The following is a 13208-nucleotide window of genomic DNA, read 5'->3' on the forward strand; positions in this document are numbered from 1 at the left end:
GTTCAGTGCCGGGCTGGTGCCGGGCTGGTGCCGGGCTGGTGCCGGGCTGGATCAGTGCTGGCAGCGGCAGTTGTCCCCGCCGCCGCAGCATCCGTTGTCAGACGTCGCCGCGGTCGCGGGCGTCGTCGCGGGGGAGCAGTGGCCGGGCGCGCCGTCGGGCAGGTCCAACGCCGGGTTGCGGTCCAGGAAGCCGTACGGCTTGAGGACGAAGCCGGAGTAGTCGACGGGCATGACCGGCCAGTCCTCGGGCCGCGGGACGTGGGTGGGACCGAAGACGTGCCACAGCACGAGGTCCGTCCCGTCGAGGTCGCGGTCCGCGCTCGTCCAGGCGGGCAGCCCCGCGCCCCCGGCGTGCGCGTTCGGGTACGGGCCGGCGGGGAACCGCTCGTCGGCGTCGAACACGGTGGCCCACAGGTGCTTGGTCGCGAACGTCGCCCGGTCGTGCACCGTGGCCTCCGGCTGGGCCATCAGCACCGGGCCGCCCTGCGGCACCAGGTGGTACGCGGTCGGCCGGCCGACGTGGTTGCGGCGGTGCGCGCTGGCGACCTCCCACACCCGCCCGGACGCCGGGTCGGCCAGGCGGGCCGCCTCCGACTCCCGGGCGAGCTGCCGGCTGCGCCACGTGAACGCGTTGCCGTACGGGTTGTCCTCCCCCGTGGGGATCCCGACGACGTCCACCTCGTGCAGGGTGTTGTCCTCGCCGTCGACGGCGAGGTCTAGGCGCGCGCAGAACAGGTGCTGGTGGACGGGCGCGAAGATGCCCGGCGCGATCTCCGGGGCGTGCGGGTTCGCACTGCCGGGAACCCCCGCGCCGGCGAACACGATGCCGGTCGCCTTGGCCTCGACCTGGATCGTGCCGTCGAGGTAGAAGTACCAGAAGAACCCGTAGTCGTAGTTGCCGATGGTCGCGAAGTAGCTGATGACGAGGCGCCGGCCACGCCGGACCTCCGGATTGCCGGCCAGGTCGGTGTGCTTCCAGAGGATGCCGTGGTCCTCCTCGTGCAGGCACACGACCTGCGGGATCCGCACCGGGTTGCCGCGGTCGTCGGCGACGAACCCGTCGAAGTAGTGGATGACGCCGAGGCAGTCACAGCCGAGCGCGAGCGAGTTGGCGTTCTTGCCCAGCAGATACTCGCCTGCGTCGAAGTAGCTGATCCAGTGCCGGGTGCTCGACGTGTCGCCGTAGGGCACCACCATCTCGGGGACGCTCCCGCGATGGAGCACCGAGCGCTGCTCGGCCTCCTCGCCGGTACCGTCGCGGAACGTCACGGTGTTGAGCACCAGCCCTTCGCGGGCGTTGAACCCGACCCGGAAGCGCCAGTTCTCCCAGCGCACCTCGGAACCCTCGACGGAGAAGCTCGGCCCTTCCGGCTGGGTGATCTCGATGGGTTTGAGGGTCTCGCGCGCGGGTCCGTGCGCCGCGAGCGAGTAGTCGCCCGACGCCATCGGCACGGGCGTGTCGCCGTCGTCCTCGACCCGGATCGCGCGGCCCTCCGTGAGGTCGATGTGCACGACGAGGCCCTCGACCGGGTGCGCCCACGGGCTGTCGTCGGGATGGGTGCGCAGGAACGTCAGCGACCGGATCACCCGGCGTCCCACCTCGTCCGCGCGCCCGAAGAACCCGGGCGCGAGCGGTGCGCAGAACGCGTCCTCGATGTACTCCTCGAGGCCACGCCGGCGCATCGCCTCCTGCCACTCGGGTGTGGCCCGCGCGATCTCCGCCGCCGCGTCGTACTCCTCGAACAGGTACTGCGGCTGCCCGTAGGGCGGGCGGTCGTTCTCGAGGACCGTGTGCGCCTCGACACGCCGGTGTGTCACCGACACCACCGCCTCGCTCGCCCGGCCGGTGCCGCGGTCCAGAAGCGTGACCACGACGCGTCGGTCGATCGGCGCGCCGGGACGCCACGCCGTGACCTCCTCCTTGGCCGGCTCGACCGGGAGCAGCTGCGGGACGCGCGTGTCCGCGCCGAGCAGCCCTTCGGCGACGAGCACGTCGCGCGCCGTGGCGATCTCGCCGTCCGTGAGGGGGTCGAGCGGGTGGACGACGCGCGACGGCATCGTCACGCGTGAGCCGTGCGTGTGCGTGATGTCGGGGAGGTGCGTCATCGAGGTCCTCGGTCGAGCGGGCGGTCCGCCCAGTATCGGGACCCCGCAGACCGCCGGTCATGACGATGGGCGCTCGAGGGTTGACGCAGGGAGAACAGCGTCAGCGCGCGGTCCGGTACTCCCGCGGGGGCACGCCGAACTCCGTCTTGAACGCCCGGCTGAAGTGCGCGGCGTCGACGAATCCCCAGCGGGCCGCGATCGCGGAGACGGGGGCGTCGGCGAGCTGGGGAGCGACGAGATCGCGCCGGCAGTGTTCGAGCCGGCGCTGCCGGACCCACGCGGCGACGGTCGTCCCCGTCTCGTGGAACAGCGCGTGCAGGTGCCGGGTCGAGATGAAGTGCGCCGCGGCGATCGACGTCGGCGTGAGATCGGCGGACCCGAGCCGCTGCTCGATGTACGTCCGGATGCGGTCGAGGAGCTCTTCGTGGGGGTCGCGGGACGGCGAGCGCCCGAGCTCGGCGGCGAACAGCGTCGAGACGAGGTCCAGCGTGCTGTGGGCCAGCCGGAGCCCGGGTGCCTGCTCGAGCTGTTCGATGTGGTCGCACAGGTGGGTGAGGAACGGGGCGACGATCGCCCCCACGCCGGTACTCCCGCCGAGCCGGACGGCGGTGAGCTGCCCGACCAGGCCGGCGGGCAGCTCGATGCGGTTGTGGGGGAACATCACCACGAGCGAGCGGAAGTCGCGGTCGAACTCGAGCGTGTACGGCCGCTGCGTGTCGTACACGGCGAGGTCACCGGGGCGCAGCACCGTTTCCCGGCCGTCCTGGACGAGCAGGCCGGTACCGGTCAGCATGAGGCTCACCTTGAACGAGGCGAGGTTGTCGCGCGCCGCGTGCTGCGACGTCCGCTCGACGACGTGCTGGCCGCCGTGGAGGTCGCTGACGTGCACGTCATCGACCGTCACTGCCCGCACGACCCCCCGGAAGGAGTCCGGCGCGCCGCTCGACAGGTGCAGCGGCAGGAAGACGTCCCCGACCACGGCCCGGTAGGCCTCGAAGCTCGGCGTGACGTGGGTGGCGAGCCTGCCGGTCATCGGCGTCTCCCCTCTCTGGAGCGACTTCGTTGTCGGCGTCCGCGCAGTTGACGGTAGTCTCCCGGCCGGCGCCTTTCAAGGATGACGAACTGCCGGCCGCCGTCAGGCCGGGGTGAGCGTGTACTTGGTCTGGAGGTACTCGTGGATGCCCTCGGTGCCGCCCTCGCGGCCGAGGCCGGACATCTTCCAGCCGCCGAACGGCGCCGCGGCGTTGGACACGACGCCGACGTTGAGGCCCATCATCCCGGTCTCCAGCCGCTCGATCATGCGCTGGCCGCGGGACAGGCTCTCGGTGTAGACGTACGACACGAGCCCGTACTCGGTGCTGTTGGCCAGCGCCACCGCCTCGTCCTCGGTGTCGAACGTGGTGATCGCGAGCACCGGGCCGAAGATCTCCTCGCGCAGGATGTCGCTGCCGGGCGCGACGCCGGTGAGCACCGTCGGCTCGAAGAAGGTGCCCGGCCGGTCGACGCGGGAGCCGCCGGTGGTGAGCTCGGCGCCGCGGGCCACGGCGTCCTTGACCAGGGCCTCGGCCTTGGCGACGGCGTTGCCGTCCACGAGCGGGCCGATGGTCGCGCCGGACTCGGTGCCGCGGCCGATCACGAAGTCGTTCACCGCGGCGGTGACCCGGCGGGCGAACTCGTCGGCGACCGAGGAGTGCACGATGAAGCGGTTCGCCGCCGTGCACGCCTGCCCGATGTTGCGGAACTTCGCGGCGAGGGCGCCGGTGATCGCCTGGTCCAGGTCGGCGTCCTCGAAGACCACGAAGGGCGCGTTGCCGCCCAGCTCCATCGAGGTGCGCAGGACGCCGTCCGCCGCCTGGACCAGGAGCTTGCGGCCCACCGGCGTCGACCCCGTGAAGGACAGCTTGCGCAGCCGCGGGTCGGCGATGATCGGGCCCGAGACGGCGCCCGAGCTGGACGTCGTGATCACGTTGACCACGCCGTCGGGCAGGCCGGCGTCCTGCAGCAGCTTCGCGAGGTACAGGGTGGTCAGCGGCGTCAGTGCTGCGGGCTTGATGACCACCGTGCAGCCTGCCGCGAGGGCGGGAGCGATCTTGCGCGTGGCCATGGCCAGGGGGAAGTTCCACGGGGTGATGAGGTAGCAGGGTCCCACGGGGTGCTGGCTGACGATCATGCGCCCGGTGCCCTCGGGGTTGGGCCCGTAGCGGCCGGTCACCCGCACGGCCTCCTCGGAGAACCAGCGCAGGAACTCGCCGCCGTACGCCACCTCGCCGCGCGCCTCCGCGAGCGGCTTGCCCATCTCGAGCGTCATCAGGAGGGCGAAGTCCTCCTTGCGGTCCTGCAGGAGGTCGAACGCGCGGCGCAGGATCTCGCCGCGGGTCCGGGCGGGCGTGGCCGCCCAGTCGGCCGCCGCGGCGGCCGCGGCGTCGAGCGCGGCCATGCCGTCGTCCGCGTCGGCGTCGGCGATGGTCCGGATGGTCTCGCCCGTCGACGGGTCCTCGACCGTGAGGGTGGCGCTCGCGGCGGCGGGCCGCCACCGGCCGCCGATGAGCAGGCCGTCGGGGACGGTGGCGAGCAGGTCGGCCTCGCGGGTGCTGGTCATGCGTTCTCCTGGGTAGTCGTGGTGTGCTGCGGGAGCAGTGCCCCGGCGAAGAAGGAGCTGAGCTCGTCCCGCGCGCTCAGCGGCAGGACGGCGGCCACGTACTGGTCGGGCCGCACGACGACGACGGCACCGCCGCGGCTGATACCGCGCCGCTCGAAGATGTCCTGGGCCGGGTCGGTGGCGTACACCTTCTCGTAGTCGATCAGCCCGAACGGGCCCACCCGGGGCTTGAAGACCTCGGGCACGTCGGCGAACTCCACACCGAAGTGGTCCTGCTGGTAGACGACCTTGACGTCGAGCACGGAGTCCGGGTCGGTCCCGGCCGGGGTAGACCGCAGCAGCGGTGAGTCGGGCGCGCTGCCCAGCCACTCGGCCCAGTCCCGCAGGGCCGAGGGCTCGCCCGGGGCGGCGGCGTCGGCGAACGCGTAGATCCGCCACCGCCCGTCGGCGCGGGCGTGGTGGCCCAGGTGGGCGGGATTGCCCTCGGCCACGCGCTCGACGGGGGCGGACTTGAACCGCTTGCCGACCGGGAAGCCCGTGGCGAGCTCCTGATGGACCGGCTCGGCCACGATCATGGACGGTTGGTACTGGGTCATGAACCCGCACGGGAACTCCTGGGTCTTGACGTAGAAATCCTCCAGGTACGTCGGGTCGGGCAGGTCCTCGGGGGGCGTGGCCATGAGGCGCGACCACTCGCGGTCGAAGTCGATGAGGTTCTGCGCGACGACCTGCCGTTCCGCCGAGTAGGTGGCCAGCAGGGCCTCCGGCGCCCGGCCCGTCAGCACGTGCGCCAGCTTCCAGGCGATGTTCCAGCCGTCCTGCATCGACACGTTCATGCCCTGTCCGGCCTTCGCGCTGTGCGTGTGGCAGGCGTCGCCGGTGAGGAACACCCGCGGCGTGCGGACGCCGGTGAGCTCGGCGGGTACGTCGTCGAACCCGTCGGTGACGCGGTGGCCGACCTCGTAGACGCTGTGCCACGGCACGTCCTTCACGTCCAGCGTGTACGGGTGCAGGATCCGGTTCGCCCGGGCGATGACCTCGTCGAGGCTCGTCGCGCGGATCCGGGCGCCCTCGCCCGGCGGCACCTCGCCGAGGTCGACGTACCAGCGGGCCAGGTAGCCGCCCTCGCGCGGGATGAGGAGGATGGACCCGCCGTCGTGCGACTGGATGGCGCACTTGGTGCGCACGTCCGGGAAGTCGGACACGGCCAGCACGTCCATCACGCCCCAGGCGTGGTTGGCCTTGTCGCCCACCGGTTTGCGCCCGATCGCCTCCCGGACGGCGCTGTGCGCCCCGTCCGAGCCGATGACGTAGCGGGCGCGCACCGTGCGCTGCGTGCCCTCGCGCGGCCCGGCGGTGTGCCGGAGCGTCACGGTGACCGGGTGCGCGCGGCCCTCGTCCGGGCCGTCCGCCGCCTCTGCCGCGTCCGCCACCGTGAGTCCCACGACCTCCAGGCCGTAGTCCGGGGTCACCCGCGCAGGCGCCCGGGCCGCCACCTCGGCGAAGTAGTCGAGCACCCGCGCCTGGTTGACGATCAGGTGCGGGAACTCGCTGATCCCCGTGGCGTCGTCCGGCGGGACGGCGCCACGGACGATGTGGGTCGGCCGCTCCGGGTCGGGCTTCCAGAACGCCATCTCGGTGATCCGGTAGGCCTCGGCGGTGATCCGCTCGGCGAACCCGAACGCCTGGAACGTCTCGACGCTGCGCGCCTGGATGCCGTCGGCCTGGCCCATCTCGAGGCGCCCGGCCCGCCGCTCGACGATGTGCGTACGGATGCCGGGGAACTGCGCGAGCTGGGCGGCGGCGATCATGCCCGCCGGGCCGCTGCCGACGATGAGCACGTCGACCTCGTCCGGCAGCTCGGCGGGCCGCTCGAGACCGTAGCCCGCCGCGGGCTGCACCCGCGGGTTGCCGGATACGTAGCCGTGATGGTGGAACTGCATCGTTCTTCCGTTCTGTTCGTGGGCCTGCTCGTGGGGCGTGGCCGCTTCAGGCCCGGGCGAGGCCGTAGATCGGGCTGGCGGCCTGCTGCTCCTCGTGGTCCGGGCCGAGCGGGATACCCGTGCGGTCCCGCAGGAGCAGCGTCGCGGCGAGCCCGATCACCGTCATGCCGGCGAGATACAGCGTCACCGACGTCGTCGTGCCCGTCGACTGCACCAGCGCCGTCGCGATGGTGGGGGCGAACGCCCCGCCCAGGATCGACCCGATCGCGTACGAGATCGAGACGCCGGAGAACCGGATCGACGCCGGGAACAGCTCGGCGTAGAGCGCCGCCTGCGGGCCGTAGGTGACGCCGAGACCGACCGAGAGAAAGGCCAGGGCGAGCACCAGCGAGCCGAACGTTGCGCTGTTGACCAAGGGGAACAGAGCCAGTACTCCGGCGAGCTGCAGCGTGAAGCCGATGACGTAGGTGGTGCGGCGCCCGAGACGGTCGGACACGGCGCCCCCCAGCCACGTCGCCACGAGCCAGACGACGGCGGAGATCGTCACGGCCCACAGGACCGGCCCCTGGCCCATCCCGACGGGCCCCTCCGGATCGGACGCGTAACGCTGGATGTATCCGCCGGTGGTCATGTAGCCGACGGCGTTGTTACCCGCGAAGACCAGCGCGGCCACGATCACCAGCGGTGTGTGCCTGCGGAAGAGGCGCAGCAGCGGCTGCCGGGTCGTCTCCGCGCGCTGCGCGATCTCGACGAACACCGGGCTCTCCTCGACGCTGCGCCGCACCCAGTACCCGATCCCGATCAGCACGACGCTCAGCAGGAACGGGACGCGCCAGCCCCAGGCGAGGAAGGCGTCGCCCGGGGCGACGGCGGTCATGATCCCCAGCACGGCCGACGCGAGCAGCAGGCCGAGCGGGACGCCGATCTGCGGCGAGGCGCCGAACAGGCCGCGCCGCTTGACCGGCGCGTGCTCGCACGACATGAGCACCGCCCCGCCCCACTCGCCGCCCGCCGAGATGCCCTGGAGGATCCGGAGCAGCACCAGCAGGACGGGAGCCGTGACGCCGATCTGCGCGTACGTCGGCAGGAGGCCGATGAGCGCGGTCGCCACGCCCATGAGCACCAGGGTGACCACGAGCACCAGCCGCCGCCCGTACTTGTCACCGAGATGCCCGGCGATGAACGCCCCGAGCGGGCGGAACAGGAAGCTCACGCCCACCGACCCGAAGGCCAGCAGGGTGCCGAGGCTCGACCCCGCCGGCTCGAAGAACAGCTGGCCGAAGACGAGTCCGGCCGCCGAGGCGTAGATGAAGAAGTCGTACCACTCGACGGTCGTGCCGACGACGGTCGCCAGGACGACACGACGGCGCTCGCGGGCCGAGGGGGAGCGGGCCGCGGTGGGTCCGTCCGGGGCTAGGCGTGACATCGCATGACTCCTTTGTCATCCGGGCCCGCCGTCGTCGGCGGGCCCGTCGTAGAGGGCTCGGCCGGAGGGCGGCCTTGCCGGGTTCCCGTCGACCATATACGATCTGTGATACGAAGCGCCAGGGGTCGTGGAAGACCGGCGGCCGAATGACCGGCAGATGACGGGCAAGGGAGCTCATGGGTACCGAAGCGCAGGCCTCCGTGACGGGGGCGCCACCGGCGGGCGGGCCGCTCGCGGAGCGGCCGGGCAAGATCGTCGCCGTCCACATCGCGTACGCCTCGCGCGCCGCACAGCGCGGACGGCGGCCCGAGGCGCCGTCGTACTTCCTCAAGCCGGCCAGCTCGCTGGCCGCGACGGGCGGCGTGGTCGAGCGGCCGGCCGGCACGGAGCTGCTCGCGTTCGAGGGCGAGGTGGCGCTCGTCATCGGCGAGCCGGCTCGGCACGTCCCCGTCGAGAAGGCATGGGCGCACGTCGCTGCCGTGACGGCCGCGAACGACCTGGGCGTCTATGACCTGAGGTGGGCTGACAAGGGCTCGAACGTGCGCTCCAAGGGCCGCGACGGCTACACGCCGATCGGCCCCGTGCTGCTGGACGCCCGCGTGGTCGACCCGGCCGGGCTGCGGGTGCGCACCTGGGTCAATGGTGAGCTCGCGCAGGAGGACACCACCGGCGACGACGCGCTGCTGTTCCCGTTCGCGCAGATCGTGGCCGACCTTTCCCAGCACCTCACGCTGGAGCGGGGCGACGTCATCCTGACGGGCACGCCCGCCGGGTCGAGCGTGGTGGTGCCCGGCGACGTCGTCGAGGTCGAGGTCGACGCCCCGACGGCGCCCGGCGCGCCGACGTCGGGCCGCCTGGTGACCACCGTGGTGCAGGGCGAGGCGCCCTTCGGCGACGTCGGCGCGGGGCCGCGGATCGACGACACGCAGCGTGCCGAGGCGTGGGGGAGCCGCGAGGCCGCGGGCCTGGCGCCCGAGAAGTCCCGGCCCGAACCGTTCGAGCTCACCGAGGAGCTCGCCGGCAAGCTGCGCCGCGCACCCGTCGCGGGGCTCTCGGCGCAGCTGCGCAAGCGTGGCCTGAACAACGTGATCATCGAGGGCGTGCGGCCGAACACGCCGGGTGCGACGCTCGTGGGGCGGGCGCGGACACTGCGCTTCGTGCCGAACCGCGAGGACCTGTTCGCCGCGCACGGTGGCGGCTACAACGCGCAGAAGCGCACGTTCGACGCCGTCGGCGCCGGCGAGGTGATAGTCATCGAGGCGCGGGGCGAGACGGGCTCGGCCACCCTGGGCGACGTCCTCGCGCTGCGCGCCAAGGTCCGCGGGGCCGCGGGCGTCGTCACCGACGGCGGCGTGCGCGACTTCGACGCCGTGGCCGCGACCGGCCTGCCGGTCTTCTCGGGTGGGCCACACCCCGCGGTGCTCGGCCGCCGGCACGTGCCGTGGGACACCGACGTCGCGGTCGCCTGCGGCGGCGCGACGGTGCTGCCCGGCGACGTCGTCGTGGGGGACGGGGACGGCGTGGTCGTCGTCCCGCCGCACCTGGCCGAAGAGGTCGCCGACGCGACCCTCGCCCAGGAGGAGCAGGACGCCTGGGTGGCGCAACAGGTGGCCGCCGGCCAGCCCGTCGACGGGCTGTTCCCGCCGAACGCCGAGTGGCGGGCCCGGTACGAGACGTGGAAGTCCCAGGCGCGGACCGGCCAGGCACACGGGGAGTCGCGATGACGGCCGAGGACGTGACGACGTCGGCCGTTGAGACCGCGTTCGCCGGCGCGCTGAGCAAGTCCCAGCTCGCGTACGACTACCTGCGTGACCGGATAGCGCGCCACGAGCTGAGCCCGGGCTACCGTCTCGTGCTGCAGAACATCGCCGACGAGCTCGCGATGAGCGTGGTGCCCGTGCGTGAGGCGATCCGGCGGCTCGAGGCCGAGGGCCTGGTGACCTACGAGCGCAACGTCGGTGCGCGGGTGGCGATGATCGACGAGCGCGGCTACGTCGACGCCATGCAGGCGCTGGGCGTCGTCGAGGGGGCGGCGACCGGCCTGTCCGCGCCCGCCATCTCAGCGGCGGACCTCCGGCGGGCGACCGAGGTGAACGAGCACCTGCGCTCGCTGCTCGACCACTTCGACGCGCACGCGTTCACCGCGCTGAACCGGCAGTTCCACTCGGTGCTGTTCGAGTCGTGCCCCAACAAGCTGCTGCTCGACATGGTCCACCGCGGCTGGTCCCAGCTGTCCGGGCTGCGCGACTCCACGTTCGCGTTCGTGCCCGGCCGGGCCCACGACTCCGTGGCCGAGCACGCCCACATCCTCGACCTGATCGCCCGCCGTGCCGACCCGCTCGAGATCGAGATCGCCGCGCGCGACCACCGGTGGGCGACCATGCAGGCCTTCCTGGACACCCGCGCCGCGACTGCCGCGGGGTCCCGTCCGACCCGACCTACGGAGACACTGTGACCGACCAGATGACCGACCAGGCGGCCGACCGGCCGAACCCTCATGTGCCCGCCGACCTGCCCGGCCGGATCCAGCACTACATCGGCGGCACGTTCGTCGACTCGGCCGACGGCGACACGTTCGGCGTGCTCGACCCCGTGACCAACCAGGTCTACGCGCAGGCCGCCGCGGGCAAGAGCGCCGACGTCGACCGCGCCGTCGCCGCGGCGCGCGACGCGTTCGTGAAGGGGCCGTGGCCCCGCCTGCTGCCGCGCGAGCGGTCCCGGGTGCTGCACCGGATCGCGGACATCGTCGAGTCCCGCGACGCGCGGCTCGCCGAGCTGGAGAGCTTCGACTCCGGCCTGCCGATCACGCAGGCGCTGGGCCAGGCGCGCCGGGCCGCGGAGAACTTCCGGTTCTTCGCCGACCTGGTCGTGGCGCAGTCGGACGACACCTACAAGGTCCCCGGCCGCCAGATCAACTACGTCAACCGCAAGCCGATCGGCGTCGCCGGCCTCATCACGCCCTGGAACACGCCGTTCATGCTCGAGTCCTGGAAGCTCGGCCCCGCGCTGGCGACCGGCAACACGGTGGTGCTCAAGCCCGCCGAGTTCACGCCGCTCTCGGCGTCGCTGTGGGCCGGGATCTTCGAGGAGGCCGGGCTGCCCGAGGGCGTGTTCAACCTCGTCAACGGGCTCGGCGAACAAGCGGGGGACGCGCTGGTCAAGCACCCGGACGTCCCGCTCATCTCGTTCACGGGGGAGAGCAGCACCGGACAGCTCATCTTCGCCAACGCCGCCCCGCACCTCAAGGGCCTCTCCATGGAGCTGGGCGGCAAGTCCCCGGCGATCGTCTTCGCCGACGCAGACCTGGACGCCGCCATCGACGCGACGATCTTTGGCGTCTTCTCGCTCAACGGCGAGCGGTGCACCGCGGGCAGCCGCATCCTCGTCGAGCGCGCCGTCTACGACGAGTTCGTCGAGCGGTACGCCGCACAGGCGAAGCGTGTGGTCGTCGGCGACCCGCACGACCCGGCGACCGAGGTCGGGGCGCTCGTGCACCCCGAGCACTACGAGAAGGTCGTCTCCTACATCGAGCTCGGCAAGAGCGAGGGTCGGCTCGTCGCCGGCGGCGGGCGGCCGGACGGCCTGCCGACCGGGAACTACGTCGCGCCGACGGTCTTCGCGGACGTGCCGCCGTCGGCCCGGATCTTCCAGGAGGAGATCTTCGGCCCGGTCGTCGCGATCACCCCGTTCGACACGGACGCGGAGGCGCTGGCCCTGGCCAACGGGGTCCGGTACGGGCTGGCCGCCTACGTGTGGACCAACGACCTCAAGCGCGCGCACAACTTCTCGCAGGCGATCGAGGCGGGCATGGTCTGGCTCAACTCGAACAACGTGCGCGACCTGCGGACGCCCTTCGGCGGGGTCAAGGCATCCGGCCTGGGGCACGAGGGCGGCTACCGCTCGATCGACTTCTACACCGACCAGCAGGCCGTGCACATCACGCTCGGCAAGGTGCACAACCCCACTTTTGGCAAGGGAGCCTGAAGATGACCGACACCACCGGGCGCGTCGTGACCAGCGACGCACCGATCGTCGCGAGCGACCCGATCCCCACGCCCCTGGCGCCGCCGCCGGACATCCTGCGGTGCGCGTACATGGAGCTGGTCGTGACCGACCTGGCCGCCTCGCGGAACTTCTACGTCGACGTGCTGGGCCTCGTGGTCACCGAGGAGGACGACCAGACGGTCTACCTGCGCAGCCTCGAGGAGTTCATCCACCACAACCTCGTACTGCGCAAGGGGCCGGTGGCCGCCGCCGCCGCGTTCTCCTACCGGGTGCGCAGCCCGCAGGAGCTCGACCGGGCCGTCGAGTTCTACACCGAGCTCGGCTGCCGCGTGGAGCGTCGCAAGGAGGGCTTCACCCGGGGCATCGGCGACTCGGTGCGGGTGACCGACCCGCTCGGCTTCCCGTACGAGTTCTTCTACGACGTCGAGCACGTCGAGCGCCTGGCGTGGCGCTACGACCTGCACAGCCCCGGCGCACTGGTGCGCCTGGACCACTTCAACCAGGTCACCCCCGACGTGCCGCGCGCCGTGAAGTTCATGGAGGACCTCGGCTTCCGCGTCACCGAAGACATCCAGGACGACGAAGGCACCACTTACGCCGCGTGGATGCGGCGCAAGCCGACCGTGCACGACACGGCGATGACGGGCGGCGACGGACCGCGCATGCACCACGTCGCGTTCGCCACGCACGAGAAGCACAACATCATCGCCATCTGCGACAAGCTCGGGGCGCTGCGCCTGTCGGACCGCATCGAGCGCGGCCCGGGCCGGCACGGCGTCTCCAACGCCTTCTACCTGTACCTGCGCGACCCGGACGGGCACCGGGTGGAGATCTACACGCAGGACTACTGGACGGGCGACCCGGACAACCCCGTGGTGACCTGGGACGTGCACGACAACCAGCGGCGCGACTGGTGGGGCAACCCGGTGGTCCCGTCCTGGTACACCGAGGCCTCGCTCGTCCTGGACCTGGACGGCAACCCGCAGCCCGTCGTCGCCCGCACGGACACGTCGGAGATGGCGGTGACCATCGGGGCGGACGGCTTCTCCTACACCCGCCCGGAGGACGAAGCCGAGGCGCTGCCGTCGTGGAAGCAGGGCGAGTACAAGCTCGGGCACCAGCTCTGATG

The 13208-nt window shown here is 72.2% G+C and carries 9 protein-coding genes; 4 read left to right on the forward strand and 5 right to left on the reverse strand.

From position 1 onward, the window contains the following. Nucleotides 1–51: 51 nt before the first annotated feature. The 5 genes from EW117_RS12890 to EW117_RS12910 all read right to left on the reverse strand — a co-directional run bounded on the left by EW117_RS12890 (nt 52) and on the right by EW117_RS12910 (nt 8074). On the reverse strand, nt 52–2106 hold the full coding sequence (locus EW117_RS12890) for a primary-amine oxidase (protein WP_207211856.1): 2055 nt from the start codon (nt 2104–2106) through the stop codon (nt 52–54). A gap of 100 nt (nt 2107–2206) precedes the next feature. Beyond that, nucleotides 2207–3139: an AraC-like ligand-binding domain-containing protein gene (locus EW117_RS12895; RefSeq protein WP_129787125.1), complete on the reverse strand. Its 933-nt coding sequence runs from the start codon at nt 3137–3139 to the stop codon at nt 2207–2209. A gap of 102 nt (nt 3140–3241) precedes the next feature. Next, on the reverse strand, nt 3242–4705 hold the full coding sequence (locus EW117_RS12900; RefSeq protein ID WP_129787126.1) for an NAD-dependent succinate-semialdehyde dehydrogenase: 1464 nt from the start codon (nt 4703–4705) through the stop codon (nt 3242–3244). Next, nucleotides 4702–6648 (reverse strand): FAD-binding monooxygenase, encoded by a 1947-nt coding sequence (locus EW117_RS12905; RefSeq protein WP_129787127.1) that lies wholly within the window; start codon nt 6646–6648, stop codon nt 4702–4704. The genes EW117_RS12900 and EW117_RS12905 overlap by 4 nt, the downstream gene beginning before the upstream one ends. A 46-nt stretch (nt 6649–6694) precedes the next feature. Then, on the reverse strand, nt 6695–8074 hold the full coding sequence (locus EW117_RS12910; RefSeq protein WP_129787128.1) for an MFS transporter: 1380 nt from the start codon (nt 8072–8074) through the stop codon (nt 6695–6697). A gap of 176 nt (nt 8075–8250) precedes the next feature. Here EW117_RS12910 and EW117_RS12915 point away from each other — a divergent pair, with 176 nt between their 5' ends. Genes EW117_RS12915 through hpaD form a run of 4 tightly spaced genes read left to right on the forward strand, consistent with a single transcriptional unit; the run spans nt 8251 to nt 13206 of the window. Beyond that, nucleotides 8251–9798 carry a fumarylacetoacetate hydrolase family protein gene (locus tag EW117_RS12915; RefSeq protein WP_129787129.1) on the forward strand — a complete coding sequence of 516 codons (1548 nt, stop codon included), beginning with the start codon at nt 8251–8253 and terminating at the stop codon, nt 9796–9798. Next, nucleotides 9795–10529: a GntR family transcriptional regulator gene (locus EW117_RS12920; protein ID WP_129787130.1), complete on the forward strand. Its 735-nt coding sequence runs from the start codon at nt 9795–9797 to the stop codon at nt 10527–10529. Before EW117_RS12915 ends, EW117_RS12920 begins: the two co-directional genes overlap by 4 nt. An 8-nt stretch (nt 10530–10537) precedes the next feature. Next, nucleotides 10538–12058, forward strand: a complete 1521-nt coding sequence (gene hpaE / locus EW117_RS12925; RefSeq protein ID WP_129787299.1) for a 5-carboxymethyl-2-hydroxymuconate semialdehyde dehydrogenase — start codon at nt 10538–10540, stop codon at nt 12056–12058. A 2-nt stretch (nt 12059–12060) separates the two neighbouring features. Continuing rightward, on the forward strand, nt 12061–13206 hold the full coding sequence (gene hpaD, locus EW117_RS12930; RefSeq protein ID WP_129787131.1) for a 3,4-dihydroxyphenylacetate 2,3-dioxygenase: 1146 nt from the start codon (nt 12061–12063) through the stop codon (nt 13204–13206). Nucleotides 13207–13208: the final 2 nt, after the last annotated feature.

The organism is Promicromonospora panici, from assembly GCF_900608595.1.
GTDB classification, from domain to species: Bacteria; Actinomycetota; Actinomycetes; order Actinomycetales; family Cellulomonadaceae; genus Promicromonospora; species Promicromonospora panici.